This is a genomic window from Mycolicibacterium sp. P4_G11, from assembly GCF_056555145.1.
The window spans coordinates 98,181-124,813 of sequence record NZ_JBFUJW010000013.1 but is presented as its reverse complement, the minus strand read 5'-3'; the positions used below and the strand labels follow the sequence as shown (position 1 = coordinate 124,813).

Below are 26,633 nucleotides of genomic sequence, written 5' to 3'. Positions count from 1 at the left end.
CTAGAGAGTATGCTCTACTATTTATTAGAGTGTTCTCTCTAATAAATTTGGTTGGCACACCGAAAGGAAACTGGACATGAGCACACCCGACACAACCGTTGAAGTTGCCGAACGTCTCTACGCCGCTTTCGCCTCGCACGACAGGGCAGCCTTGGCGGCGCTGCTGCATCCCGACTTCACCGGACGGGTCAGCGAGGGCATGCCCTTCGGTCTCGGCGGAGCCGTGCACAGCCCCGAGCAGATGTTGCGCGATGTCTGGGGCGGCGCCTCCGCACACTGGGAAACCGCGCCATACCCAGACGAATTCGTCGCCGCGGGCGAGGATCGGGTCATCGTGCTCGGGTACTACCGCGGCCGTGGCCGGGCCAGCGGACACCGCTATGTGGCCGCGTTCGTCCACGACATCACCGTCCGCGACGGGAAGATCTCATCGCTGACCCAGATCACCGACACCAAGGCCTGGCACGACGCGCTTGCCGCCGGCTGACAACGTTAGAGTTCATGACTCTGGGACCGGCAACCCGAACGGAGTCACGATGCTCGTCGATCTGTCTCACACCATTCGTGCGGGGTTGGTGACCTACCCCGGGCTACCGGCTCCGTCGATCAGCGCCCACCTCACCCGTGAAGCGTCCCGCGACGTCTACGCCCCTGGCACCGAGTTCGCGATCGGCGCCATCACCATGGTCGGCAACACGGGTACCTACATCGACTCGCCGTTTCACCGCTACGCGGACGGCGCGGACCTGGCCGGCCTGGACCTGAACACCTTGGTGGACCTGCCCACGATCGTCGTCCACCGTCGGGACGTCGCGGCGCGGGCCGTCGAAGTCGCGGAGTTACCCGAGGACATCGAGGCCGGCTGTGCCGTGCTGATCGACACCGGCTGGGACCGGCATTTCGGCACCGAGGCCTACGCCGTTGACGCACCGTTCCTGTCCGAGGCCGCCACCGAACACCTGATGCGCCGCGGAGTGGCGCTGGTCGGCATCGACTCGGTGAACATCGACGACGCCAGCCCGGCGGCGGCCGGTCGGCGGCCCATCCATACTGCGCTGTTGGGCAACGGGATTCACGTCGTCGAACACCTCACCAACCTGGCCGCGCTGCCTGCCCGCGGCGCCCGCTTCACCGCCGTCCCGCCACGTGTCGAAGGATTCGGCACCTTCCCCGTCCGGGCGTACGCCACCATCCCCGACTGAGTCCTTCGGAGGGTTTCCAGGCGTGGCGACGGGGACTACCGTCGCGAACATGACGAGCTGGAAAGAATTCGCGGACGTCGCCCCGCAGATCGCGGCCACCTTCGTCCGCCGGCACACCGCCACCGGAAACCTGTGCATGCTGGGCACGCTGCGCTCGGATGGATTCCCGCGGATCAGCCCTATGGAACCGCGGTTCTTCGAAGACGAGCTGTGGCTCTCGGGCATGCCGCACACCACGAAATTCGATGACCTCGCCCGTGATCCACGCTTCTGCCTGCACACCGCAACGGTCGACACCCACGTCAGCGACGGCGACGCGAAGTTATGGGGTGTCGTGGAAGACGTGCAGGACAAGGCCCTGCATCGGCGGTTCGCCGAGGCGCTGTACGAGCAGACCGGCTTCGACATCCGCGGCCAGGAGTTCGAGCACTGCTATCGCGCCGACCTGATCGGGGCGTCTGCGGTCGAGGTGGGCGACGGGCACCTCGACATCACCGTATGGAAGCCCGGCAAATCCGAACGCGTCGTTCGCAAGCACTGATGTGCTTGGCCCTTAGGGCGACAACAGGATCGGGCCACCGCGGCGGCGGTACACCGAGCCGAACCGGGCGTCGATGCGCAGCCACGTCGGATGGACGCGAACGCGGACCACCTCGTTCTCCGGCAGCGGGTCGGGCACGAAACCCATGGCGGTCAAAGCGAATACGCAGCGCATCGGGATGCCGACCTCGACGTCGCCGGCGCTGACCCGCAGGACGTCCTGGTCCAGCAGCGACGGCGGCGGGCCCTGCGGCCCGCTGTGTTCCCGAGCCAATTCGACGCCGCGCTGAAACAACTCCAGCACCGCGTGGGCCGGCACGTCATCGAGGTGGCTGAAGCCGTTGTCCGGCGGCAGCGCACCACGCCAGGCCGAGTCCATCGAGAAGCCCGGATCGATCCGGCCCGACCCGGGCAGCTCGCGACCGAGCGCATCCGCTCCGGCGCACAGGTCGGACGGCGCCACCCGGCCGCTCACCACACGTGCGGCCAGCACCTCGAAACCCGTTGCCGCCCAAGCGACGATGACGCCCTCACCACGCGCCCGCAGCCGCACCACCGCAGCCTCGTCGAGGCGCAGCGCGCGCTCGACGAAGGTGCCCAGGTTCTCTGCCTGCGCCGTGTCGGCGAGCCAGATTCCGCGTTCGGTCACCGGGCAAAACGCTGGAGGTACTCGCGCTGATGCGGGGCGATGCGCACCAGCATCTGCCGTTCGATGTTGAACGTGGCCAGCTGGGTCTCCCCGATCACGGCCGGCTTGGAATCCGGATCGGCCTGCGCCGACCGCACCTCATACCCCAGCGTGAAGTCGCAGGCCCGCAGCCGGTTGGTCCAGATGGTCACCTGCAGCGGCGAATCGACAAGGCGCAGTTGGTCCTTGTACTTCACGTTGACTTCGGCGATCAGCAGTCCGGTGGTGGCGACGTCCTCGGCGAAGGGCTCGGTGAGAAACGGAACCCGCGCCTCCTCGAGGATGGTCACCATGGTGGCGTGGTTGACATGCTGATACATGTCGATGTCCGACCAGCGCACCGGCACCGGCGTCGTGAAGCGTTCAGTCACCCGCCCATCATCCCTGATTGCCCGTTCCCGTCGTTCGCGTGGTCATGCTGCGCAGCTGCCGGGCAGCCACCGACAGGGTCGCCAGGTCACGCACCTCGTCACCCAGGATCTCGGTCAGCGTCCGGCGGGCCCGCGTGACCCGCGAGCTGTTGGTCGACGCCCACTCGTGAATCTTCTGTTCGCCGGTCTCATCGGTCTCACCGACCGCAATCACGTCGATGCACAGCGCCCGGATCGATCCGTAGATGTCATCGCGAATCGCCAAGCGCGCCAAGGAATGCCAGCGATCGTTGCGGGTCAGCTCGGACACCGCGGTGAGCAGGTTGTCGATGCCCAGGTGGTCGGTCAGCGCGAAGTACGTGTCGGCCACCTCGGCGGGCTCCCGCTCGGCGATATCGGCGATGTCGATGACGTCCAGCAGGCTGTACTGGTACAGCCCGGTGGCCACCATGTAGGCCAGCTCCTTCGAGACACCGGCGGCCACGAACTGGGCGGCATCGGTTTCCGCGATGGCCTTGTCATCGCCACGCAGCCACTGCGCCATCTGCGGGGTGAGTGCCTCGACTTTCGCCGCGAACCGGTTGGCCTCGGCACCGACCGCCAGCGGCTGGGGCCGGTAGTTCAGCAGCCAACGGCCGGCCCGGTCGATCAGCCGGCGCAGGTCCAGCGTCATCCGGTCGGTGACGTCCACCGGGACGCCGGCCAGGCCGGCCGCCCGGATGTCCCGCCACACCTCGCCGACCCGGAAGATCTTGTCCACCGCGACATAGCTACGGACCGCGTCGACCGGCCCCACACCGACGTCTTCGGAGACGCGGTAGGCGTAGGTGATGCCTGCGGTGTCGACGAGGTCGTTCACCAGCATCGTGGTGATGATCTCCCGACGCAGCTGGTGCGACCGGATGTCCGAGGTGAACCGGTCCCGAAGTTCCTCCGGGAAGTAGTCCGGCAGCCGTCCGGCGAACACCTCCTGGTCGGGCAGGTCGCTGGCCAGCACGTCCTCCTTGAGCGCCAGCTTCACGTGCGCCATCAAGGTGGCCAGCTCCGGCGAGGTCAGTCCCAGACCGGTTTCCATCCGCCGACGGATCTCCTTGTCCGACGGCAGCGCCTCGAGCTCACGGTTCAGGCCACGTTCTTTCGACAGATGGCGGATCTGACTGGCGTGCACCGGCAGCAGACTGGCGGCGTTGGCGCGGCTGGTGCCCATCAGGTCGTTCTGCGAGATGTTGTCGGCGAGCACCAAGAGACCGACCTCGTCGGTCATCGACATCAACAGGTCGGTGCGCTCGGCGGCCGCAACCTTGCCCGCCGTCACCAGGGCATCGACCAGAATCTTGATGTTCACCTCGTGGTCCGAGCAGTCCACACCTGCCGAGTTGTCCATCGCGTCGGTGTTGATGTGGCCGCCGGCGAGATCGAATTCGATGCGGCCGCGCTGCGTCACGCCGAGGTTGCCGCCCTCGCCAACCACCCTGGTGCGCAACTGATTTCCGTTGACGCGGATGGCGTCGTTGGCACGGTCGCCGACGTCGGCGTCCGATTCGGTCTCGGCCTTGATGTAGGTGCCGATACCGCCGTTCCAGAACAGGTCTACGGGCGCCAGCAGGATCGACTTCATCAGCGCCGGCGGCGTGAGTTCGGTGACGTCGGCGGCGAGGCCGAGCACTGCGCGCACCTGCGGGCTGACCGGGATCGACTTCTGCTCACGGCTGTAGACACCGCCGCCCTCGCTGATGAGCGACTTGTCGTAGTCGTCCCAACTCGATCGGGGCAACTGGAACATCCGGTCGCGTTCGATCCACGATCGGGCCGAATCAGGATTCGGGTCCAGGAAGATGTGCCGGTGGTCGAAGGCCGCCACGAGCCGAATGTGCTTGGACAGCAACATGCCATTACCGAACACGTCACCGCTCATGTCGCCGACGCCGACGACGGTGAAGTCCTGGGTCTGGGTGTCATGCCCCATCTCCCGGAAGTGTCGCTTGACCGACTCCCAGGCGCCCTTGGCGGTGATGCCCATCGCCTTGTGGTCGTAGCCCACCGAACCACCCGAGGCGAACGCGTCGCCCAGCCAGAAGCCGTAGGACTTGGCGACGTCGTTGGCGATGTCGGAGAACGTGGCGGTGCCCTTGTCCGCGGCGACGACGAGGTAGGCATCGTCACCGTCGCGGCGCACCACCTGTGCCGGCGGGACGATGGCGCCGGTGGCCGTCTCGACGTTGTCGGTGACGTCGAGCAGGCCGGCGATGAACAGCCGGTAGCAGGCGACGCCCTCGCTGCGCAGCGCATCGCGATCGGTGGCCGCGTCACCCGTGAGCGCCGGCGGCGATTTGAGCACGAAGCCGCCCTTTGCGCCGACGGGGACGATGACGGCGTTCTTCACCGCCTGCGCCTTGACCAGGCCCAGGATTTCGGTGCGGAAGTCTTCCCGCCGGTCCGACCAGCGCAGGCCGCCGCGGGCCACGTTGCCGAACCGTAGGTGCACGCCTTCGACCCGCGGTGAGTACACGAAGATTTCGTATTTCGGCCTGGGCAAGGGCAATTCATCGATGAGCTGAGGATTGAGCTTGAACGACAACGCATTTCGCTGTCGCGCCGAGCCCTCGGCGGTGACGTAGTAGTTCGTGCGCAGGGTGGCCTGCACCAGCGCCGCGAACGCCCGCAGGACCCGGTCGGTGTCCAGGCTCACCAGCGCGTCGATGTCGGCGGCGACGGCAGCCGCGGCGGTCTGAGCGCGTTCGACGGCGTCTCCCCCGGCTGGGTCGAACACCGCCTCGAACAATTCGACGAGGGACCTCGCCGTGCCCGGGTTGTCCCGCAGCACCGTCTCGATATGCGACTGGCTGTACGGAAAACCGGCCTGCCGCAAGTACTTTGCGTAGGCCCGCAGGATCGTCACCTGCTGCCAGGTCAGTCCCGCACCCAGCACCAACTCGTTGAACCGGTCGACCTCCACCTTGCCCTGCCAGACGGCAGTGACCGCGTCGGCGAACCGGGTGGCGATGACCTCGCGCTCGGCCTCCGGTGCGTCGACAGTGGACTGGTGCGCCGAGATCTTGAACTGGTAGATCCACACCGGCATGCCGTCGCCGCGCACCACATTGAACGGCTGCTCCTCCAGCACCACCACGCCCGTGGACTGCAGCATCGGCAGCAGCTCACTGAGCGACGCAGAGCGGCCGGCCAGATACCAGGTGAGTTGCGCGGTGCGGTCCTCGTCGGCGGCCGGCTCGGGGTAGTCCAGCACGAGTTTGACGCTGTCGTCCTGCAGCTGATCGATGATGCTGATGGCGGCGATGGCCTTGACCGGCGTGAACGCCTGCTTGTACACCTCAGGGAACGCCACCGCATAGTGCTCGGCCTCGGCCCGGGTGATGGTGCCCGGCGTGACGGCGCCGATCAGCCGGTCGCCCCAAGTCCGGGCCGCCTCGGTCAGCAGGCTTTGAATCCGGGTCTCGTTCGCCGTGGAGGTATCGACACTCGCCGGGCTGGCGGTCTCACCCAAGCGCACAGTGAAATGCACGACAGCCCATGGTGATTCACTGACGCGCGCGGTGTACTCGATGCTCTCGCCACCGAGCTCGCGAACCAGGATGTCCTGCATGGCCAACCGGACGTCGGTGGTGTACCGGTCACGCGGCAGGTACACCAGGCACGACACGAAGTGAGCCAGCTTGTCGGCGCGCAGGAACAGCAGCGCACGCCGGCGAGAACCCAGGTCGATGACGGACTTGCCCATGTCCACCAGGTCGCGCGCGGTCAGCGAGAACAGTTCGGACCGCGGCACGGTCTGGATGATGTCGAGCATCAGCTGGCCGGGCCGGCTCGGGTCCCCGTTGGACAGCGCCAATGCCTCGTTGACCCGGCGCGAGATCAGCGGTATCTCAAGCACATTCGCGTTGCCCGCGGCGACGGTGAACTGTCCGATGAAGCGGTGTTCGCGGGCGGGCCCGTTCGGGCCCGCGCTCTCGCGGACCACCACGATGTACGGGTAGGCGCCGTAGCGCAGGTAGCTGGGCATGGTGGCCTGCGCGACCGCCAGCAGTTCGTCGTCGCCCGCCAGCGGTGGCAGCACGTCGGCGCGTAACTTGGCCACGCCCAGCCGGGTCGTCGGGTCAACCTGGGCCTGCCCGTTCTGCACCGTGCACTGCTGATAGCCGAGGAGCACGAAGTGCCCGTCGGCGAGCCAGCGCAGCAGGGCCGCCACATCGCGCCGGTCGTAGCCGGGGAACCGGCCGTTGTGGTCGGCGTCGAGTGCGTTGGCCAACCCGACGAGCGCGGCGTTCATCGCCGGGGTGTCGAGCTCCACCGCGCGGGTGTCGGTCAGGGCATGGGGCAGCACGGCCGCGGCGTCGGCGACTGCCTTGCCGTCACCGATGGTCGCCAACTGCACATGAAGCCAGGTCTCGTCGATGCCGTCGGCCGGTGCGCTGGGGTCACCCGCCGGGCCCATCGCGACGACCTCACCGGCCGAATCACGGCGCACCCGGAACTCGGGACTCATGATCGCGGTGTAGGCGACGCCGATGCGGTGCAGCAGCACCATGACGGAGTCCATCAGCAGGGCGCTGTGATCGGTCACGATCTGCAGCGCCGGACCGAAGCGACCGGGATCGTCGGCCGGGTAGATCGCGACCAGTGTCTCCCCCATCGACCGGCGATGGCCGAGGCGATAGTGCGCGGCCAGCAACTCCGGAGAAACCCGGGTCGCCAGCGCCACATCGATCGGGGCCGTGACCCCACCGTCGGCCGGAGAGCCGTCGTTGGGACCGCGGTAGGTCAGCAGATATGCCCGAGCGAGACCAGCGTTGCTGTCCGCGCCGGCGGACTGCGTTTGGCTGCCGATTCCGCCGCGATTTTCCGTCATCCGTCTTGCTCCTGACGTCGCACCGTCGTGCCGCAACCGGCACGTAGGAGCGACGTTAGTCGCGAGTCAGCTTGCGGTGGGTGACTCTGTGCGGACGCGCCGCTTCGATTCCAAGTCGTTCCACTTTGTTCTCTTCATAGGCACCGAAGTTGCCCTCGAACCAGAACCATTTGGACTCGTCCTCGTCATCGCCTTCCCAGGCGAGGATGTGGGTGCAGGTGCGATCCAGGAACCACCGGTCGTGGCTGATGACCACAGCACAGCCCGGGAACTGCTCGAGCGCGTTCTCCAGCGAAGACAGCGTTTCCACGTCCAGGTCGTTGGTCGGCTCGTCGAGCAGGATCAGGTTGCCGCCCTCCTTGAGGGTCAGCGCCAGGTTCAACCGGTTGCGCTCACCACCGGAGAGCACGCCCGCCGGCTTCTGCTGATCGGGGCCCTTGAAGCCGAACGCCGACACGTAGGCACGGGACGGGATTTCGTTCTGGCCGACCTCGATGTAGTCGAGCTTGTCGGAGACGACCTCCCAGACCGTCTTCTTCGGGTCGATGCCCGCCCGGCTCTGGTCGACGTACGACAACTTGACCGTGTCGCCGACCTTCACGTTGCCGTCGTCCGGCTCCTCGAGGCCGACGATCGTCTTGAACAGCGTGGACTTACCCACACCGTTCGGGCCGATGACGCCGACGATGCCGTTACGCGGCAGGGTGAACGACAGGTTCTTGATCAGGGTGCGGCCGTCGAAGCCCTTCTCCAGGTTGTCGACCTCGACCACGACGTTGCCCAGGCGCGGCGGCGTCGGAATCTGGATTTCCTCGAAGTCGAGCTTCCGCGTCTTCTCGGCCTCGGCAACCATCTCCTCGTAGCGTCCGAGGCGGGCCTTGTTCTTGGCCTGGCGGGCCTTGGCGCCCGAACGCACCCAGGCCAGCTCGTCCTTCAGCCGCTTCTGCAGCTTCTGGTCCTTCTTGCCCTGAACCTCGAGACGCTCGGCCTTCTTCTCCAGGTAGGTGGAGTAGTTGCCCTCGTACGGGTAGGCGCGGCCGCGGTCGAGCTCGAGGATCCACTCGGCGACGTTGTCCAGGAAGTACCGGTCGTGGGTGACGGCGAGGATCGCACCCTTGTAGTCGGCGAGGTGCTGTTCCAGCCACAGCACGCTCTCGGCGTCCAGGTGGTTGGTGGGCTCGTCGAGCAGCAGCAGGTCGGGCTTGCTCAGCAGGAGCCGGCACAGGGCGACGCGGCGGCGCTCACCACCGGACAGGTGGTTGACCGGCTCGTCGGGCGGCGGGCAGCGGAGGGCGTCCATGGCCTGCTCAAGCTGGGAGTCGATGTCCCAGGCGTCGGCGGCGTCCAGCTCCTCCTGCAGCCGGCCCATCTCTTCCATGAGCTCGTCGGTGTAATCGGTGGCCATCAGCTCGGCCACCTCGTTGTACCGGTTGAGCTTGCCCTTGATGGCCACGCCGGCTTCGACGTTCTCGCGCACGGTCTTGTCCTCGTCCAGCTGCGGCTCCTGCATCAGGATGCCGACGCTGGCGCCGGGCGCGATGAACGCGTCGCCGTTGTTGGCCTTGTCGAGGCCGGCCATGATCTTCAGAACGCTGGATTTACCGGCGCCGTTGGGGCCGACGACACCGATCTTCGCGCCGGGCAGGAAGTTCAGGGTGACGTCGTCGAGGATGACCTTGTCGCCGTGCGCCTTACGGACCTTGCGCATCGTGTAGATGAATTCGGCCATGCCGTCGTCATGCCTTTCGTTGGCTGTTCGTCGTAGCGTTCTCGTAGCGCGAGCCCCGGCTCACTGGATCTGGCGCGGTCCCGCGAAATCTCGCTGCCCATCCTAGGCAAGCCGCCAAATCGCCCGATGGCGCGGTCGGGGCGCCCCGCGGATGGCCCTGCGCGGCGCCCCGACCGAGGGCCCTACGCCGACAGCACCAGGTCGTCCGAATTCGCAGTCTCGGGCGGCTCCTCCTGCGGCTGTGCGTCGCCGGCCTCGACGTCGAGCGGGCTCGGCCGCCGGGGGTCGATCTTGACCTGGCACCGCCCCATATCCGGACCGACCGACGTCGCCCGCACCTCCATCGATGAGCGACGGTTGCCTTCCTTGTCCAGGTACTCGCTGGTGTAGATGTAGCCGACGACCACCACCGGGTCGCCCTTGAACAACCGGCCGGCCACGCCGTCGGCCACGCGGCCCCAGCAGTTCACCGTGACGTACAGCGAATTACCCGCTTCCCAGCCGTCCTCGGTCTTCTTCCGCGAATTGCTCGCCACGCGGAACGTCACGACATTGGTCTCCCCGGCCCGGCGTGGGACGACGTTGTTGACCACGTTGCCGACCACGGTGAAGGGTGTCTCGAACATGTGCTTCTCCATCCATTTCGGTGTTGCCGGCGTTCTCGTCGGCCTGTGCGTCCATTGACCCGCCAGGCACCGACAAAAGAACCGGCGCCGCTGCAATGGCGGCGCCGGTTGTGGATGATTCGCGAACTGTGGATAACCCGGGCTTGGGTGCACCGGCCCGAGTTACCCCGGGTTACTCGGCCTCGATGGCCTTCTTGGACTTGCGCCGCTGCAACTCACGGACGTCGAACTTGATCCAGCCGATCGAGTCGACGGTCGCCAGATCCGCCAGGATCGACCGCAGCTCGGCGAGGAAGGCCGTGCGCCGCTCCTCCAGATCGGGCGCCGCTTCGAGCAGCTTCTGGTCGGCGACCACCTGGCGCGCCGTCGTGAACAGCAGCGCCGACACCGACTCGTTGCTGCGAATCCGGCCCTGCGCGACGTACTGCCGGCCGACGCCGAGTGCCCGTTTCGTCAGATCCTTCTCACTGATCTCGGGCGGCGTACCCCGCAACACGTCGGCGACCAGTTCGTAGGCCTCCAGGAACGGCCGCAGCATGGCGCCGGCGATGATCGGGCGCTTGGCCCGCAGCATCGCGTAGATGGCCTCGCCACCCTCGGCCAGTTGCTGCTCGCAGTTGGCCTGCCACGACATCTCTTCCACGATGTGCTCGCGGAACCTGGCCGAGTCCGCGAAATAGAACTCGAACTTGAGTAGGTCGCGCAGCCGCATCACCTGCGACCAAAACGCCTCCACCGGATCGGATTCCGCCTTGGCCGCATGCGCCATGGCCAATTCGACGATGGCGGTTTCCAGGAACGCGTCGATGGTCGTGTTGCGGTAGAACGCGGCCTCGTGCTCGTCCTGCGACGCGATGTACCAGACCGGCTGGCGGCCGGTGTTCACCGCGGTGACCGGATGCCCGCCCGACATCGCGTCGAGCGCCGCCTGGACCCCTTCGGCCGTACGCAGCCGCAGCACCGAATTGGTCATCGGAATCTGTTTGCGCTCAAGGTAATCCAGCGCATCCTGCAGCGTGTGGTGCAGCTGGTCCAGTGTCAGCGCCAGGCCGCGAGTGGTCAGCAGCAGCGCCGACACCAGAGCAGTGGCGTTGACCGGCGTGGCCCGCAGGATGCGCCAGGCGACCTCGAAGGCCATCTTCTGCAGAGCGAGGCGCTTGACCGCGGGGTCGGTGGACACCGCGCCGTCCGGCGGACCCAGCTGCTCGCGCATCGACACCGCTTCAGGGAAGCGCACGTAGATCTTGCCGAAGTTCCGGTCGCCCTGCGCCTTGATGTAGTGGTACAGCCAGCTCAGACCTTCGGGGGTCTTCTCGCCGCCGCGGGCGTAGGCGGCGTACTCGGCGGTCTCGTGGAGCTGGTCGAAACTGATGGAGACGGGTTGCAGCAGGATGTCCTCACTGCGGCCGTCGAGGTAGGCGTCGGCGACGTAGGCCAGTAGACCGAGCTTGGGCGGCAACATCTTTCCGGTCCGCGAGCGGGTGCCCTCGATGGACCAGTTGAGGTTGAAGCGCTTTTCCACGATGTACCCGACGTACTCCTTGAGCACGTACTTGTACAACGGGTCGCCGGCGATGTTGCGCCGGATGAAGATGACGCCGGAGTGCCGGAAGATCGGCCCCATCAGACCGAACGCCAGGTTGATCCCGGCGAAGGTGTGCACCGGCGGCAGGCGGTTCTCCTGCATCGCCACCGGCACGATCACGCCGTCGAGGTACGACCGGTGCGAGAACAGCAGCACGGCCGGGTGCAGTTCCAGCGAGTGCCGCATGGCCTCGACCTGCTCGCGGTCATAGTCCACGTTGGGGTCGAAACCCCGGCTGAAAATGGCGCGCCCGACCTTGGGGATGAAGTCGACCGAGAACCGGCTCCAGCCCGTCGACAGTTCGTCGAGCATCTCGCCGGCCTTCTCGACCGTCGCGCCGGGGATCTTCTCCAGCCCGTCCCGGAACCGGGCCGATGCCAGCACCTCGGGCTTGACCAGCCGGGGTGACTTGTACTCGGGACCGAGCAGCCGCAGCTCCACGCGCTCGATGGCGAGCTGCGCCCGGCGCAGCACGAACCGGGCGAATTCCCTTGGGTTTTCGGCCGTCGTGGTGTCTTTCCACTGCTGCCGCAGCTGCCCGACGGTGGCGGGCTCACCGGCCACCACCCGGGCCCGCAGCGGGTCCTTGCGCAGGATGCGGCGCTGCAGCAGCTCCGGTGGCCGGTACCGGTCGCGGCCCGAGATCAGCGAGACGATCTTGGAACGCGTCGGCAGACCGGCGGGCACCCAGAACACCCGGACGGGCACCACGGACCGGCTGTCGTCGGCGCTGAGTAGTTCGACCAGGCGGGCCAACGTGCCGGGCGAGGGCTCCCCCTCGGTCGGCAGCCGGAGCACCTCGAGTCGGGTGTCCGGGTGCTGCTTGCGCTGGTGGGCCAGCCAGTCGTTCAGCAGGTCCCACTCGGCTGCCGAACCGACCGCGGTCAGCACCAGAGCGTCGTCGGTCGGGTCGAAGCTGGCGAGGTCGTCAGCGGTGTGCTTCACCGTCGGCCCTTGGCGCCGCGCGGAGCCTCGCCGCTGTCGTCGGGTGAATCGTCTGTGTCGGCAGGTTCCGGCGCGGCCCGGTGGTAGAGCGCGTTGTCGGGCACCTTGTCGTGCGGCCATTTTCGGAGGGTGTCGAGGTAGAGCTGACGCACCTCGTCGATGCGGTCGGACAGGTTGTCGAGGGTCCAGTCTTCGACCGAGATGGGCGGGAAGACGACGACGTCGACCTTGCCCGCATGGAAGGTCGACGAATCGCGGGCGGCGATCACCTCCGCATTGCGGATCACGATCGGCACGACGGGGATGCCGGCGGCCATGGCCATCCGGAACGGCCCCTTCTTGAACTCACCGACCTCGGTGGTGTCCAGACGGGTGCCCTCGGGGGCGATCAGGATCGAAAGGCCTTTACGTGCAAGGTCTTCCATCTTGTGCAGGCTCTCGATGGCCGAGGCGGGGTCGTCGCGGTCGATGAACGCGGCGTCCATCACCTTGCCAATGGTGCCCATGATCGGGTTGCTTTCGAGTTCCTTCTTGCCCACCGAGGTGAAGTTGTCGCTGACCAATGCGCCGGCGATCATCGGGTCGGCCTGGTTGCGGTGGTTGAAGATGAACACCGCCGGCCGCTGAGCCCGCAAGTTCTCGGCGCCGATCACGTTCAGGTCGATGCCGAGGGTCGTCATCAGCGCCTTGCTCCACGCCGAGGTGAAGAAGTTGACGCCCGTGCGCCGATTGCCGGTTAGCAGACCGAGACCCAGCGCACCGGCCGCGACCGGCGCCAGCGACGCAATGCCGGCGAAGGTCCGCAGCTGCGCGATAGGGCTGCTGCCACTGCGGCTGGAGAACTTCAGTACCGGCCAACCACGTTTGGCAGCAACAGATTCCAGCTTCGCTGCCGGATTGGTGGGCCGCGGGTTGCCGACCAGGTACATCAGCGCGACGTCTTCGTCACCGTCGGCGTAGAAGTAGCTCTTCGCCAGGTCGACAGCGTTATTGGCCGCGAAAGCCTGTGCGGCATTGGCCTTTCCAGGACCCCACAGTATCGGCCTGACCACCTCACCGGTGATGAGCCCGTACTCGTCCGTCTCGAACTTGTTGCACAGCACGTTCTTGATCCCGAGGAAGTTCGCCACCGGCTCCACCTGGACCGTCAGCGCCGACGAGCTCAGCACGACGGTGTGCCCGCGCGCCATGTGGGCACGGACCAGTTCGCGCATCTCGGGATAGATCCGCTTCTTGATGTGCTGGATGAACAACCGCTCGCCCAGCTCGTCGAGGTCGCTGAGCGAATTGCCGTGCAGCATCCGCGCTCCCCGGCCGATCAGGTCCTCGAACTCGGCGCGCCCCAGCTGGTGGTTCACCGCGGCCTGCACCATGCCGATGAATTCACCGACGCCCATCTGGCCGCGGCGCAACCGGTCCTGCGTCATGATCACACCGGTGAAACCGGCCACCAGGGTGCCGTCCATGTCGAAGAACGCACCGACCTCCGGCCCCTGCGGGCTGGCCAGGATCTCCGCCACCGAGCCCGGCAACCGGGAGTTGCGGAACTCTGCCGAGTACTCGTCGTCCGAACTCATTGTGCGGCACCCCCGTTCACTGCCGACTCGGCCTGTTCATCCGACAACTCGAACGACGCGGGGATGGCCCGCCCGTCCCCACCCAGGGCCAGAATCTCGTTGAACCCGTCCACCAGGCAGCGGGCCCACAGTTCGGGATCGTTGATCGAGGCCCGGTCGTAGCGGGTGCTGATGGTGACCCAGCCACTGCGGGAGATGAGTACCGCCATCATCGCGACACCGGGCAGCGGCCCTATTCCGTAGTGCCGCACGACCTTTGCGCCGGCGATGAAGGTATCGACCGGCGGGCCGGGAACGTTGCTGGCCTGCACATCGGAATTGACCACCGAGCCTGCCATGGACTCCAGCAGATTTTCCGGCACCAGGTTCAGCAGCGGCGCCACGACGCCGACCACCTCGATGGCGCGTTCCTCCCGCTTGCGGGTCATCTGGGCGCGCACCTTCTGGATGCGCTTGCGTGGGTCGACGACGCCGATGGGCGCGGCGATGTTGACACCCGCAAATCTGTTGCCACCGGCCGGATCCGAGTCGGAACGCACATTCACCGGCACCGCCATCGGCAGCGACGCCACCGGGATGCCCTTGGCCTCGTGATAGCGGCGCAGCGCACCGCACAAGGCGGCGAGGTAGGCGTCGTTGATGGAACCCTCGGCCGCCTTGGACGCCTTGTGCAGATCACTGAACTTGATGTCGATCGCCTCACTGCGCGACGCCAGACCACGCCGGCGCAGCACCGGCGACTGCGGCGCCGCGGGCGTCATCACCCGGCGGCTCGACCGGACGTAGTCGACCACCCCGCCGACCGCGTCGGCCGGGTCGCGCATCATGCGCCCGAGCAGACCCGCCGCGCCGCGCGTCGCATCGAGCACGTTGTTGGCGATGCCCTTGGGCAACGCGTTGATGCCTTGCAGCGTAAGGTCATTCGGCGACAGGTCTTCGGGGATCGGCAGCGGCGCCGAAGGCCGCGGCGCGGGATCACGCTCCAGGTCGTAGAGGTTCGCGAACATCTCCATGCTGCCGACGCCGTCGGTGACGGCGTGGCTCATGTGCACGATGTTGGCGGCGCCACCGCCCGGCAGCCCTTCGACCAACGTGGCCGTCCACAGCGGACGGGAGATGTCGAGCGGCGACTGCAGCGCCAGCTCGGCGAAATCGAAGACCTCACGCAGCGTGCCCGCACCCGGCGCGCGTACCCGGCGCACGTGGTAGTCGAGATTGAAATCGGGGTCGACCACCCAGCGCGCGGCGGCCGTCGGCAGGCTCGGCATCACGACTTTCTGCCGTAGCCGGATCGCCTTGCGGGAGGCCTGCTCGAACCCGGCCCGGTACCGCTCCCAATCCGGGGTGACATCCAGCAGTTCGACGCCCATGATGCCGGATCGGGTACGGGGATTGGCTTCCCCGCGATGCATCAACTGATCGACTGCACTCAACTCTTCGGGCAACCCGGCCGTGTCAAAGTCCGGCACGTCGCTCATGGCTGTCGCTCTCCTCCGTCGTTGCCCAGCGCTGGCCCCTAACGCTAGTCCGCTGCCGGGAACGGCGCGGCGCAATACCGCTGTTGCGGTGACCACCGCGAGGAGCCGCCGAGATAGACTTCCTGCGCATTGCCCCCGTGGCGCAACGGATAGCGCAGCGGATTTCTACTCCGTAGGTTGCAGGTTCGAATCCTGTCGGGGGCGCTTTGTGTCGGGTCCACCGCCGTCGTCCGACTCCGCCTCGATGACCGTCTGCGACGGCGCCGTCCGCTCCCACAGCACCGCGCCGACGCACGCCGTGATCACCCAGCCGGCGCCACTGATCCCGCACCACGTGAGCAGCGCCATCGCCACGCCGATGGGCCCGAAGTCGTCCCACCCGCGCAGCAGCGGCGGGAAGATCATCCGGGCCGCCAGCGGCAGGATGGTGCCCTCGATCACCACACCCGCGAAGCCCGCGAGCAGCAGGGCGGCCCGGCCCCGGCCGCCACCGCGCACCAGTAGCGCGGGCGTGATGGTCCAGAAGATCCAGACCGGGATCAGTGACACCGCGAAGAGCAGAACCTGGCTCCACCCGTGGTGCTCGGCGCCGAAGGCGATGCGTTCCCGCACCCCGATCATCGTCAGGTACAGCGCGAACCACGTCACTCCGCGCCACAGCTTGCCGCCCCAGGCGAAGGGCTCGCGGCGCCACGCCTTGGCAAAGATTCCGGCGATGGTCATCGACATCGGGATGCCCCAGACCAGGAAGCTCGCGACGCCGAAGAACGTCCAGTTGGACCGTAGGCCAGACGCGCGGCCGAAGGCGGCCCGTACGTGGTCGGTCAGCGGCGACACCAGGCCGAGCTGCCGGCTCACCACGACGCCGGGACTGGCGCTGTCGGCGAACCCGGTGAGATAGCTGAAGCCGATGATCGCCAACGGGATCACCGTGGTGAACAGCTGCACCGACACCACCGTGCCCAGGGTGCCGCCGTCGATCTCGTTGAAGCGGTTGACGACGGCGACGATGGGCCGCAGCTGGCGCATCTCGGCCAGCTGCCGGTACCGGTCTTCGACGCGTTGCCGCATCGCCGGCGAATCTGCGCCGTCGCTCATCATCCCCTCCTGTCGACCCGCGCATTGTGCCCGCTCAACGGCCGCCTCCGCGTCGAAACGGCATTCCAGCAGCGAAAGTTCGAGAACTCCCCGGCTGGAATGCCGCTTCGACCGACAGGTACGCGCAGAAATTTGTGCAACATATTGAGAATCTGGCAAAAATCCCATTTATGGAATTTGCCATCCATGAAGCCGCTCCGCACAACCATTTATACGGACTCGAAAATATCACCCTGAATTTCATCACCGATTCCGAGCGACCGCTGTGAGGCAGTTGCGTCGGCGATACAATCCAGACATCCGATACACGCCGACCCTTGAACCGTCAAGCCCATCGCAGATATAGTGGTCATGGATGCGTCATTCTGCACGGTCGCCCTCGCCACCGGCACGGTGGCGAGGCCTCGACATTTCGGTGGCAGTTTCAAAGCACCCCAACGGGTCTAGCACTCCGTCGCGCCCCGCCGGCGTGGCCGCAGCCGCTCCGCACCACCCGTTGTCAAGGCTCGTCACCAACATTGCGATAACGTCGATTCACGACGCCACCGCCGCTACAATTTGCCGGCTGTCTTGATGCGCCATTGCCGCCTCATCAGAGGCCCCCAAATTGATTTCAAGATCAAATACCGAACCCATCGCCGCGGGAATCAATTACGACCCGCAGTAGGGTGAGTCGTACCCCATTTCGAGCCTGCTGAAAATTCTTTCGCAAATGCACAATTAATTGCGGCCAGAATGGTTTTCACCGCGTCATCACGTCTTTACCATTATCGGTATTCACCATGGATCGAACGTCCATGTCATCACTCCGCGATGGAGGCATCAGATGCCCGTCCAAACTACGTATCCCGGGGTCTACATCGTCGAACAGATGTCGAGCTCGCATGTGATCTCAGGGGTGTCAACCTCGGTGACCGCATTCGTCGGGGCCGCCCGAAAGGGACCGGCGGATACCCCGACTGCCATCGGCAGCTTCGCCGACTTCGTACGAACATTCGGCGACCCCATCGACGCCACCGATCATCCGATGGGGTACGCCGTTTCGCATTTCTTCGCCAACGGTGGCAGCCAGGCGGTCGTCGTCCGCGCACTGGCATCAGATGCACTCCCCGCGTCCCGCGCCTTGGCCGCCGCCAACGGGGTCCAGGTCACCCTCACCGCGAAGAGCCGCGGCGCATGGGCGAACGGGACCGGGTCGGGAGCCACCCAAACCGGCATCTTTGTCAGAGTCACGGCCGCGAGCGTCAATCCCGATGATCGGTTCACCCTCACGATCAGCAGTTGGGCGGCCGGCGTCGGGGCCGCCTCGCTGCTTGCCCGCGAGACCTGGAGCGAGCTGTCGATGTCACCGAGTCATCCTCGCTTCATCACCACCGCCCTGGCCGGCAGCGCGCTTGTCTCCGCCGATGTATCCGGGACCGAAACCACCGCCTCCGCAGGCCATTCCACGAGCAAGAACGATCTCTCGGCCGGCGTCGTGGGCCTGGCCCACCGCACACTCCGGGTATCGATCGACCAGGGTGCGCCCCAGGATGTCGTCCTCTTTCCGACCGGCGCCGCGACCGATTCCCACGACACCACCGACCTCGTCGGGTTCCTCAACGCCGCAGGTCTGGCGGTGACAGCATCCGACGACGGCGGCAAACTCGTGCTCACCAGCAACACCAACGGCCCCGACAGCGCCGTGGTCGTCGGGCTCAGCGGCGCCCAGGACGCCAGCAGCCTGCTGACGATGGGCGTCGCCGCCGGTGGGACCGAAGTATCCGGCAGTGCCGCGGACCGTCCAGCGGCCGCCGCGGCCGCCGGACTCTCCAACGGCAGCGACGGCTCCAACGTCGACGCCAGTTCCATCGTCTCCGCCACCGAGGGCGAAGGCATGCTCGCCCTGGACGTGCTCAACTTCCCACGGTTCAACCTGCTGTGCCTGCCCGGAGTAACCACCGTCAACGTCGACGCCGTCAGCACCGCGCTGGCCTACTGCCAGACTCAATACGCGTTCCTGCTGGTTGATCCCGACCCCAGCGTCACTCCGGCCAGCGCCGTCAGCACTGCAGGGCTGTTTGCCGCCGCGGGGCAATACGGCGCACTGTATTGGCCGCGGCTGATCACCACGGCCTCGACGCCCGCAGGGCTACCACCGTCGGGCGCGCTCGCCGGCATCATGGCGCGCACCGACAGCCAACGCGGGGTGTGGAAGGCCCCTGCCGGTCTGGCCGCCGGGGTCGCGGGCGCGATCTCGACCGCCTATCCGACCAGCGACAAGACCTCTGGTGATCTGAACCCGTTCGGCGTCAACGTATTACGGAGTTTCCCCGGCGCCGGCCTGGTCGTCTGGGGATCACGAACGCTCGCCGGCTCGGACCTCCGCGGGGACCCATTCAAGTACGTTCCGATCCGCCGCCTCACCAACTACATCGAGGCCAGCCTCTACCTGGGCACCCAATTCGCGGTGTTCGAACCCAACGACCCGGTGCTCTGGGGCCAATTGCGGCTGGCTGTCGGCGCCTTCATGCGCGGGCTCTTCCGGCAGGGCGCCTTCCAGCAGTCCGAGTCCCAGGCCGAATCCGACAGCTACTTCGTCACCTGTGACAGCACCGTCAACCCCCAGTCGGAGATCGACGCCGGCCGCGTGAATGTCGTCGTCGGTTTCGCACCTCTGAAACCCGCCGAGTTCGTCGTCGTCACCATCACCCAGATCATCAATACCGGAGACTGACATGGCCGAGTTCACCGTCAACCCGAAGCGGCACGACCCCTACAAGACGCACATGTTCCGGGTGAAATGGGACGGTGTCTACGTCGCTGGGCTGTCCAAGATGTCGGCACTCACCCGCGCGACGGCGCCGGTCTCGCACCGGGTCGGCGGTGACCCTTCGCACGACCGGCGCAGCCCCGGGCTGACCACGTACTCGTCAGTCACCCTCGAACGCGGCGTCACCCACGACCCCGCATTCGAGGCCTGGGCGAACAAGGTGAGCAGCATCACCGCCCCGGGTATCTCTCTGCCCGACTTCCGAAAAGACATCACAGTCGACGTCTTCAATGAAGCCGGCCAACAGGTCATCAGCTATCACCTGTTCCGCTGCTGGGTGTCCGAATACACCGCCCTGCCCGCCATGGACGCGGCGACCGCCGCGACCGCGATCCAATCGATAAAGCTCGAGACCGAAGGCTGGGAGCGCGACACGTCGGTCACCGAACCCAAAGAGCTGAGCGTGTGATCCCGTGAGCACCGGCGCCGGTTGCACAGTCACCGCGCCGGCCGCAGACATCACGCTGCCGGCCGGGCACGCCGGCTTTCCGCTATCGCGGCTGAAACTGTTGCGCGACTTGGATGTTGCTGACGGAGAGCTCGCCCAGGCACTGGCGATACTGGATGCGTGCGGAGTCGACGACTCCTCAGCGCTCCCACTGGGCATCGTCGACCGCCTACTGCTGCGGGCACATCATGCGGTTCTCGGCGCCGATCTCGAACTGGTAGTCCCCTGCGCGGAGTGCGGAGCGCTCAACGAGCTACCACTAGGTCCGTCCGATGTGCCCGACTACGCACCGAGATCGGGATGGTGCGGCCCGGGCGCGGGTGTCCGGGAGCCCACCGCAACCGACCTGGCCGACCTGCCGACCGACCCCGAGGCCGCCGGCCGGATCCTGGCCGGGCGTTGCGCGCTGGGCCCCGCCGAGGATCCGCGCGACAGCGCAGCACTGGATTGGGCAGAACAGTCACTGTGCGGCGCGGTCGAATTCTCGTGTATCGAATGCGGTGCTCGGATAGCGGAATTCGTCGATGTGCAGCGCCTGGTCACCTCCGCGGTGGCCGCCGCGGTAGCCGAGGCCGACGTCGAAGTGCACCTCCTGGCATCCCAGTACGGCTGGGACTTGGCCAGCATCGAAGCACTTCCCGAAGCGCGGCGCAGACGGCTGGCGGCATTGGCCCGCAGCGAGGCCCGATGACCGTCATGTCCGGTGAAACCCGGAGCGTCGCGGTGCGGGGGCTGATCGCCCGCGCACAGCGTCCACCCGTGCGCCCAGGGTCCGGTGCGGCAGCCCCACAGCAGCCGGTCGCGCACGTCGCAGAGCAACTCACCGCGCCACCCGCCATCACCTCACCGGCCGACCACATCGTCCCGCCACCGCGGCCACCCGCCACACCGCGCCCCACCGAGCCGCCCATGGCACCACCCGCCGAGCCACCTCCGGCCGCCCACGCCGGTCGACACGACCGGCCTTCGCCCACACCGCGACAACCCCCGCCGCCACCGACTGTCAGCCCGCCGCCGCCACCGCCACCGCAGCCTGCGGCGACCACCCTCCACGTCATTCGCACACACGATGCCCCAGCGCCGGTCGTACCCCGCGGGCCGAAGCCCGCGGACCAACCGGGACGGCCGCCCGCGGCAGCACCGCCACCCATCCGCACCGACACGCCACCCGCGCCGCTTGCCATTCCCGCCGCCACGCACGTCACCCGCCGCGGCAGCCGCGAACCCGTCGCACCCGAGCCGCCGCCCACACCGATCGTCGCCTCGCGCGCCGAGACGCCCGCCGACGTCGCAGCCCCGCCCGCGGCAGTTCCGCCCGAATCTCCGCAACCCGCACCCGGTGTGCCCGCCGCACGGCCGCCGTCGGCCCCCGACCTTCCGCCGCCCGTGTCGATCGGCGAGATCCATGTGCACGTCACCTCACCGACCGAACCTGCAGCCGACCCGATGGCCCTCCTGGCGCCCTACGCCAACGGCCTGACCGCGCGACGGGCGGTACTGAGATGAGCGTGCTGCCGGCACCCGGGGCGGTGCTGTCCGGAGTGGACCTCGTCCTGCAGGCCATCGCCCGGGACGCCATTCCGACCACGGTCGGGGTCACCACCGGTCCCCTCGACCGGCCAGTGGGTGGCCCCCGGCTGAACTGGTTTCTCTACCGCATCACGCCGGCCGCGTCGCACCTCAACATGGAGCCGCCCCAGACCGGATGGACCACCCGGCGCGGACGTCCCCCACTCGCTCTGACGTTGCATTACCTGCTGTCCGCGGATCCCGGTGAGATGAGGGCCGACGGCAACGAGATCGAGAAGGTCCACGACGCACTCACCGCGGTGATGCAGGTGTTGCACGAGAACCCGATCGTGGGTCCGGACACCGTGATCACCACCCCGCCGAACCACACCGTCGGCGACATCGCCGACAAGCTGCGCAACCTCATCGAACCACTGCGAATCACGCTGGATCCCGTTCCGCTGGAGACCGTCACCGGGCTGTGGGCCAGCGGTCTGAAATCGCTGCGGGTATCGGTGGCCTACCAAGTGAGCTTGCTGTTGGTGCCGTCGCCAGTGCCGTTCACGCCGGGCCCGCCGGTGCGCGAACCCGTCGTGGCGGTCAGCCCCTCCGTCGGCCCGAACATCAGTGCCGTCGTACCGCCGATCACCGGCGGCGGGCACCCGGTCCTGATCGTGGTACGTGGCCTCGGTGATCAGATCCAGGTCCAACTGTCGCGCAGTACCGGCGATCCTGACGACCCGACCGACGGCCGTCCCAACCCGGCGACCACCCACAGCACCGGGCCGTGGCGGCTCACCGCCACGCCCTCGGCAGCCGGCCTATCGGTGACCCTGCCCAACAACCAGCTCGTTCCCGGCATGCGTGTCCTCACCGTCACAAACCTGGCGTCCGGGCTGCCGGCAGGGACGGCAGCCGCGGCCCTGACCGTCGCGCCGGCGGTACTCGGCGCCGCCGCACCCCTGCAAGCCGGCCAGCCCACCACCCTGCAGGTCGCACACGTGCTGCCCACCGGCACCGTGAACTTCCTCGGAATGTCGGTGCCGTACACCCCCGCCGCCGCATCCTCGATCACTGCCACGGTGCCCGCCGGTATCGGCGACTACGCCGGGCAGAGCATCGGTGTGTCCGTCACTTCCGGCACTGTGACAGGTCCGCCGACCGATCTGGCGGTGGCGCCATGACGACGGCACGCGTCGCACCGGACAGCACCGTCGCACCGGGCGCGTGCCCGACGGCACTACTGCACTACCGGGCACTGTTCCACGACGCCCTCGCCGGGCTCGCCGAAGACGGGAACCGCGGCACCGTCCGCGGATGGGCGGCGCCGCCGGACCGGGTCGCGGACGAATCCGACGTCCTCGCCGCCCTGTGCACCTCGGCGGTCGACGAGGCGCTGGTCGCCGCGGCCTGGTGGTCAGTGGCCGACCCTGGTCTGGCCACCGCCTTCGGACACCTGCACGACGATCTCGGCCGCCGCTACCCGAGCCTGGCGATCCTGCGCCTGTTGTTGGTGCACCACGGCCTGCAGATCCCGCTCGCGCTGCCCACCGATTCAGGCCTCGTCGCCGCCGGAGTCCTGCGCCCGGTGCCCGACGCCGAATCGCCACTGCGGCTGACCGCGACCGCGGCGCTGGCGCTCGACGGATACCGGCCGCCCGCCCAGCCGGCTGAACCGGTAACCCCCCGACTACGAGAATCCATCGCACGTGCCACCACGCTGCTGCAGGCCGGGCACCTGGTCTGCATCCGCTGCGGGGACAGCGAAGACGGCGCCGTCGTGGCAGCCGCCGTCGGCGCCGCGACTGCCCGGCACGTCGAATTCGTCGACGCCGCACCCGCATCGGCGCGTCCGGTGGCCGAGACCGAACTACTCGCGCAGCTCGGGCACGTGCTGCCGGTCGGCGACGGCAGCCACCCCGCGACCAAGCTGCGGCTGGCCGCCGCGGGCGCCGCTGTAGCCCCCGGCTGGCAGACCGTCGACGTCGCCCCGATCGACACCGACGGTGTGCACCGTGCCTGGCGGCGGGTACTCGGGCGCTCCGGGCTCGACACGTCGGCGGCCCGTGACCTCGCGGCGCGCATGCGCCTGCCTGAGGTCACCATCGACTCGCTGCACCACAGCGCACGCGCGGCGGCCGAGGTGGCGGGGCGCCACATTACTGTCGCCGACCTGCACAACGCCGTGCGCGCACACCCGCAGCACCGCATCGAAGGTCTCGCCCGGCTTTTGCCACCATCGGTGCACCTGCGCGATCTGGTATTCACCGACGAAACCCTGTCCGGCCTGCACGATATTCTCGCCCACGCCCGGCACAGCGCCGCCGTGACCAGCGCATGGCCTGGCGGCGCCGTCCGCGGCCGCGCCGTCATCGGCCTGTTCCACGGCCCGTCCGGCACCGGCAAGACCGCCGCAGCCGAAGCGCTCGCCGCCGAGCTGGATCGCGACCTCTGGATCGTCGATCTGGCCCGCGTGGTCAGCAAATGGCTCGGCGAAACCTCCCAGAATCTCGACCGGCTACTCACCGAATCGGCACGGGGCGGAGCGGTCCTGCTGTTCGACGAAGCCGAAGGCATCTTCGGCCGCCGCGGCGAGATCACCGACGCGCGCGACCGCTACGCCAACCTCGAAATCGACCACCTGCTGCAGCGCGTCGAACTGCACGAGGGACTGGTACTGCTCGCGACCAACCGGCCCGCCACGCTCGACGACGGTTTTCAGCGCCGCATCCGCGTCTCGGTGCGCTTCGACCTACCCGACATGCCGGCCCGCCAGGCCATCTGGGACACACTGCTGCCCGCGCCCGCCCGGGCCGACGACGTCGACCTGAGCACCGTCGCCGACGCCGAACTGTCCGGGGCGTGCATTCGCGCCGCGGCGCTCGCTGCCCTGGTCTTCGCCGCCGACGACGCAACCCCGGTCACGAATGCGCACCTCCTGCGCGCCGTCCGACACGAGATGGCCAAAAACGGCCGTACCTGGAGGCAACGATGACCCACCTGGACCGGCTCGACGTGACCGTGGACAGTGCGCCCGATCCGGGGTTGCTGCGCCCCACCATGGAGGCCGCCCTGCGCAACCGCGCCACGCCGCACGGCCCCGAGGCCACCATCGCCGCCAGCGTCGCCGCCGCAGTGCGTGCCGCCACTGGAGCGGAGTCCCGCCCGTGATGCGCGGCATGCTCATCTCGTTCTCCGACCCGGACATCGGGTTGGTGCCCACCTTCGTGCCCTTCCAATACAACCCGGCCGAGGTGACGCGTGTGCTCACGGTCAGCGCCGGCCCCCAGGGCGGGCCTGCGCTGCGGGTCGCGCAGGCCCCGGTCGAGAAATACACCATGAAGATCGAGCTCGACGGCATCGACGCCATCGATCGGCCCATCACGGGAGCCATGGGTGTCCAGCCCCTGTTGGCGACGCTGGAAGCGATGATGGAGCCGGCCGGCGCCGCCGGCGTGCTCGGCGCACTGGTCGGGGCGATCAGTGGGGCCGTGAGCTCGCTGACCGGAGGCGGCGCGTCGTCGGCACCGATCCCGGCACCCTCACTACCGCTGGTGGTGCTGGCCTGGAGCCCAGCCCGCATCGTGCCGGTGCGCGTCGACAGCTTCAGCGCACACGAAACGGGCTTCAACTCCCTGCTGCTGCCGGTGCAGGCCAGCGTCGACCTCAGCCTGACCGTGCTGCGTCCCGCCGATCTGCCCAGCGACGTCAAGATGGCCAACTTCCTGGCCAACGCCTATCAGGCCGCCCGCAGCGCACTGGCCATCGTGGGCGTCGCCCAAGGTGTGGAGCTGATGCTGTGACCACTTCGCGCTACGCCGGCCAGGCCACCGTCACCACACCCCAGGACGACGGCACCACCCGTGCGCTCGGAGTTCCGCGGATCGCGCCCGCTCTACCGGAAGCGCTGCGCTACACCGCACGCGCCGGCGACCGACTCGACCTGCTCGCCGCGACAGTCCTGGGCGACAGCACCGGTTGGTGGCGCATCGCCGACACCAACCCCTGGCAGGATGCACTCGCGGACACCGAACCCGGCACGACGATCGGCATGCCCAATGGCTGACACCAGTGTGACCGTCACCGTCAACGGAGCGCCCATTCCAGACGCCGACCTGACCCGGGTGCTGTCAATCGATGTGTCCGAAGCCATCGGCAGCCAAACCCAGGTGACCATCGTGGTCAGCGCCCAGGCCGACAGCACCAGCCATTGGACCAGCCCGCTGGACTCCCTGGTGGCCCCGTTCGCCCCGTTCCAGATTTCGCTGAGCCGTGGCTCGGACTCGCTGGTCGTGCCCGCCCGCGCCACCACCGCGTCGTGGAACCTCTCCGCGGGCGGGTCCTCCACCCTGACCATCGCCGGCCTGGACTCCAGCGCCGACCTCGACAAAGAGGACCGCGACCACGACTGGGGCGGAGTCAGCGACGCCGACATCGCGCGCACGCTGCTCGGCCCCGTCGCGACCCCACAGGTCGGCACCACCCCCGCGCCCGACGGCACCGACCGATTCACTCCACATCAGCGCGGCACCGACTGGTCCTACCTCAAGGCGCTGGCGGCCCGGAACGACTTCGACGTCTACCTCGAACAGCGCGACGGGCAACTCGTCGGCGTCTTCGACCACATCGATCCGATGGCGGCACCCGCAACCACCCTCAACCTCGGCCACGGCGAACACGGCGGCACCGCCAACGTGTCGGTACAGCTCGTCGCCGGGCAGAAAGTCAAATTCACCCACGGCGTCGACGGCTCGGGGAGCCAGCAGATCGCGGACAACGACGGCACCGGCAACGCGATGGGCACCCAGTCGCTGGGCGGGGCGGTGACGGTGCTGCGCGACCCCGGCGACCTGGCCGGCACCCAGCCGCCCGACGTCGCCGCGCGGGTCCTGGCCGAACACAGCGCGTTCGCCGCGTCGCTGTCGGTGTCCCTGTCGACGCCCAACATGCCGCTGGTGCGGGCCCGGCGCACGGTGCAAGTTCGGGGTCTCGGCGACCTCGTGTCGGGCCCGTGGCTGGTCAAGTCCGTGCGTCACACCGTCACACCCGGCGGGCACACCCAAAACCTGTCGCTGACGCGCAACGCGCTCGGCGACCCGGCGGCGTCGAGTGGCGGCGGCCTTGGTGCTGCCCTGTCCGCGGCGGTGTCATTGTGATC

The 26,633-nt window shown here is 67.8% G+C and carries 22 protein-coding genes and 1 tRNA gene; 15 read left to right on the top strand and 8 right to left on the bottom strand.

What is annotated here, in order from left to right:
- The first annotated feature begins 76 nt into the window (after nt 1–76).
- The 3 genes from AC1U2B_RS25200 to AC1U2B_RS25190 are packed head-to-tail and all read left to right on the top strand — an operon-like array spanning nt 77 to nt 1,743.
- Nucleotides 77–487, top strand: a complete 411-nt coding sequence (locus AC1U2B_RS25200) for a nuclear transport factor 2 family protein (protein ID WP_480218947.1) — start codon at nt 77–79, stop codon at nt 485–487.
- Nucleotides 488–536: 49 nt separating this feature from the next.
- Nucleotides 537–1,202 carry a cyclase family protein gene (locus tag AC1U2B_RS25195; RefSeq protein WP_480218946.1) on the top strand — a complete coding sequence of 222 codons (666 nt, stop codon included), beginning with the start codon at nt 537–539 and terminating at the stop codon, nt 1,200–1,202.
- A 49-nt stretch (nt 1,203–1,251) separates the two neighbouring features.
- Nucleotides 1,252–1,743 carry a pyridoxamine 5'-phosphate oxidase family protein gene (locus AC1U2B_RS25190; RefSeq protein ID WP_480218945.1) on the top strand — a complete coding sequence of 164 codons (492 nt, stop codon included), beginning with the start codon at nt 1,252–1,254 and terminating at the stop codon, nt 1,741–1,743.
- 12 nt (nt 1,744–1,755) lie between these two features.
- On the opposite strand, the gene AC1U2B_RS25185 is transcribed toward AC1U2B_RS25190, so the two are convergent.
- From AC1U2B_RS25185 to AC1U2B_RS25150, 8 genes are all read right to left on the bottom strand, one after another.
- Nucleotides 1,756–2,391: a DUF8010 domain-containing protein gene (locus AC1U2B_RS25185; RefSeq protein WP_480218944.1), complete on the bottom strand. Its 636-nt coding sequence runs from the start codon at nt 2,389–2,391 to the stop codon at nt 1,756–1,758.
- Nucleotides 2,388–2,801, bottom strand: coding sequence for an acyl-CoA thioesterase (locus AC1U2B_RS25180; RefSeq protein ID WP_020102240.1), 414 nt, complete (start codon nt 2,799–2,801; stop codon nt 2,388–2,390). Before AC1U2B_RS25180 ends, AC1U2B_RS25185 begins: the two co-directional genes overlap by 4 nt.
- A 7-nt stretch (nt 2,802–2,808) precedes the next feature.
- Entirely contained in the window at nt 2,809–7,668 is a 4,860-nt protein-coding gene (locus tag AC1U2B_RS25175) for an NAD-glutamate dehydrogenase (protein WP_480218943.1), read from the bottom strand.
- A gap of 55 nt (nt 7,669–7,723) precedes the next feature.
- Complete coding sequence (ettA, locus tag AC1U2B_RS25170) at nt 7,724–9,397, bottom strand: energy-dependent translational throttle protein EttA (protein ID WP_480218942.1); 1,674 nt, start codon at nt 9,395–9,397, stop codon at nt 7,724–7,726.
- A gap of 182 nt (nt 9,398–9,579) precedes the next feature.
- Complete coding sequence (gene ssb / locus AC1U2B_RS25165) at nt 9,580–10,023, bottom strand: single-stranded DNA-binding protein (protein ID WP_480218941.1); 444 nt, start codon at nt 10,021–10,023, stop codon at nt 9,580–9,582.
- Between the two features lie 172 nt (nt 10,024–10,195).
- Complete coding sequence (locus AC1U2B_RS25160) at nt 10,196–12,553, bottom strand: glycerol-3-phosphate 1-O-acyltransferase (protein WP_480218940.1); 2,358 nt, start codon at nt 12,551–12,553, stop codon at nt 10,196–10,198.
- Nucleotides 12,550–14,130: an HAD-IB family hydrolase gene (locus tag AC1U2B_RS25155; protein WP_480218939.1), complete on the bottom strand. Its 1,581-nt coding sequence runs from the start codon at nt 14,128–14,130 to the stop codon at nt 12,550–12,552. The genes AC1U2B_RS25160 and AC1U2B_RS25155 overlap by 4 nt, the downstream gene beginning before the upstream one ends.
- Complete coding sequence (locus AC1U2B_RS25150) at nt 14,127–15,608, bottom strand: wax ester/triacylglycerol synthase family O-acyltransferase (RefSeq protein ID WP_480218938.1); 1,482 nt, start codon at nt 15,606–15,608, stop codon at nt 14,127–14,129. Before AC1U2B_RS25150 ends, AC1U2B_RS25155 begins: the two co-directional genes overlap by 4 nt.
- A gap of 131 nt (nt 15,609–15,739) precedes the next feature.
- On the opposite strand from AC1U2B_RS25150, the gene AC1U2B_RS25145 reads away from it, so the two are divergent.
- The 12 genes from AC1U2B_RS25145 to AC1U2B_RS25090 all read left to right on the top strand — a co-directional run bounded on the left by AC1U2B_RS25145 (nt 15,740) and on the right by AC1U2B_RS25090 (nt 26,631).
- A tRNA-Arg gene (locus tag AC1U2B_RS25145) sits at nt 15,740–15,812 on the top strand.
- Between the two features lie 4 nt (nt 15,813–15,816).
- Nucleotides 15,817–16,509, top strand: coding sequence for a hypothetical protein (locus AC1U2B_RS25140; protein ID WP_480218937.1), 693 nt, complete (start codon nt 15,817–15,819; stop codon nt 16,507–16,509).
- Nucleotides 16,510–17,532: 1,023 nt separating this feature from the next.
- Entirely contained in the window at nt 17,533–19,422 is a 1,890-nt protein-coding gene (locus AC1U2B_RS25135) for a phage tail sheath subtilisin-like domain-containing protein (RefSeq protein ID WP_480218936.1), read from the top strand.
- A gap of 1 nt (nt 19,423) precedes the next feature.
- Nucleotides 19,424–19,927, top strand: a complete 504-nt coding sequence (locus AC1U2B_RS25130) for a phage tail protein (protein ID WP_346414330.1) — start codon at nt 19,424–19,426, stop codon at nt 19,925–19,927.
- A 4-nt stretch (nt 19,928–19,931) separates the two neighbouring features.
- Nucleotides 19,932–20,657, top strand: coding sequence for a hypothetical protein (locus AC1U2B_RS25125; protein ID WP_480218935.1), 726 nt, complete (start codon nt 19,932–19,934; stop codon nt 20,655–20,657).
- Nucleotides 20,654–21,472: a hypothetical protein gene (locus tag AC1U2B_RS25120; protein ID WP_480218934.1), complete on the top strand. Its 819-nt coding sequence runs from the start codon at nt 20,654–20,656 to the stop codon at nt 21,470–21,472. Before AC1U2B_RS25125 ends, AC1U2B_RS25120 begins: the two co-directional genes overlap by 4 nt.
- A complete protein-coding gene (locus tag AC1U2B_RS25115) occupies nt 21,469–22,659 on the top strand; it encodes a Pvc16 family protein (RefSeq protein WP_480218933.1) in 1,191 nt (396 codons plus the stop codon). Before AC1U2B_RS25120 ends, AC1U2B_RS25115 begins: the two co-directional genes overlap by 4 nt.
- On the top strand, nt 22,656–24,470 hold the full coding sequence (locus AC1U2B_RS25110) for an ATP-binding protein (RefSeq protein ID WP_480218932.1): 1,815 nt from the start codon (nt 22,656–22,658) through the stop codon (nt 24,468–24,470). Before AC1U2B_RS25115 ends, AC1U2B_RS25110 begins: the two co-directional genes overlap by 4 nt.
- On the top strand, nt 24,467–24,646 hold the full coding sequence (locus AC1U2B_RS25105; protein ID WP_480218931.1) for a hypothetical protein: 180 nt from the start codon (nt 24,467–24,469) through the stop codon (nt 24,644–24,646). Before AC1U2B_RS25110 ends, AC1U2B_RS25105 begins: the two co-directional genes overlap by 4 nt.
- Nucleotides 24,643–25,278, top strand: coding sequence for a hypothetical protein (locus tag AC1U2B_RS25100; RefSeq protein WP_480218930.1), 636 nt, complete (start codon nt 24,643–24,645; stop codon nt 25,276–25,278). Before AC1U2B_RS25105 ends, AC1U2B_RS25100 begins: the two co-directional genes overlap by 4 nt.
- Nucleotides 25,275–25,541 (top strand): LysM peptidoglycan-binding domain-containing protein, encoded by a 267-nt coding sequence (locus tag AC1U2B_RS25095; RefSeq protein WP_480218929.1) that lies wholly within the window; start codon nt 25,275–25,277, stop codon nt 25,539–25,541. Before AC1U2B_RS25100 ends, AC1U2B_RS25095 begins: the two co-directional genes overlap by 4 nt.
- Entirely contained in the window at nt 25,534–26,631 is a 1,098-nt protein-coding gene (locus AC1U2B_RS25090) for a contractile injection system protein, VgrG/Pvc8 family (protein ID WP_480218928.1), read from the top strand. Before AC1U2B_RS25095 ends, AC1U2B_RS25090 begins: the two co-directional genes overlap by 8 nt.
- The last annotated feature ends 2 nt before the right edge of the window (nt 26,632–26,633 follow it).

Coding starts and splice junctions, on each gene's coding strand:
- AC1U2B_RS25115 (WP_480218933.1), top strand. CDS start 21,469: ATGAGCGTGCTGCCGGCACCCGGGGCGGTGCTGTCCGGAGTGGACCTC.
- AC1U2B_RS25195 (WP_480218946.1), top strand. CDS start 537: ATGCTCGTCGATCTGTCTCACACCATTCGTGCGGGGTTGGTGACCTAC.
- AC1U2B_RS25200 (WP_480218947.1), top strand. CDS start 77: ATGAGCACACCCGACACAACCGTTGAAGTTGCCGAACGTCTCTACGCC.
- AC1U2B_RS25110 (WP_480218932.1), top strand. CDS start 22,656: ATGACGACGGCACGCGTCGCACCGGACAGCACCGTCGCACCGGGCGCG.
- AC1U2B_RS25105 (WP_480218931.1), top strand. CDS start 24,467: ATGACCCACCTGGACCGGCTCGACGTGACCGTGGACAGTGCGCCCGAT.
- ettA (WP_480218942.1), bottom strand. CDS start 9,397: ATGGCCGAATTCATCTACACGATGCGCAAGGTCCGTAAGGCGCACGGC.
- AC1U2B_RS25135 (WP_480218936.1), top strand. CDS start 17,533: ATGCCCGTCCAAACTACGTATCCCGGGGTCTACATCGTCGAACAGATG.
- ssb (WP_480218941.1), bottom strand. CDS start 10,023: ATGTTCGAGACACCCTTCACCGTGGTCGGCAACGTGGTCAACAACGTC.
- AC1U2B_RS25190 (WP_480218945.1), top strand. CDS start 1,252: ATGACGAGCTGGAAAGAATTCGCGGACGTCGCCCCGCAGATCGCGGCC.
- AC1U2B_RS25150 (WP_480218938.1), bottom strand. CDS start 15,608: ATGAGCGACGTGCCGGACTTTGACACGGCCGGGTTGCCCGAAGAGTTG.
- AC1U2B_RS25120 (WP_480218934.1), top strand. CDS start 20,654: ATGACCGTCATGTCCGGTGAAACCCGGAGCGTCGCGGTGCGGGGGCTG.
- AC1U2B_RS25175 (WP_480218943.1), bottom strand. CDS start 7,668: ATGACGGAAAATCGCGGCGGAATCGGCAGCCAAACGCAGTCCGCCGGC.
- AC1U2B_RS25155 (WP_480218939.1), bottom strand. CDS start 14,130: ATGAGTTCGGACGACGAGTACTCGGCAGAGTTCCGCAACTCCCGGTTG.
- AC1U2B_RS25090 (WP_480218928.1), top strand. CDS start 25,534: ATGGCTGACACCAGTGTGACCGTCACCGTCAACGGAGCGCCCATTCCA.
- AC1U2B_RS25130 (WP_346414330.1), top strand. CDS start 19,424: ATGGCCGAGTTCACCGTCAACCCGAAGCGGCACGACCCCTACAAGACG.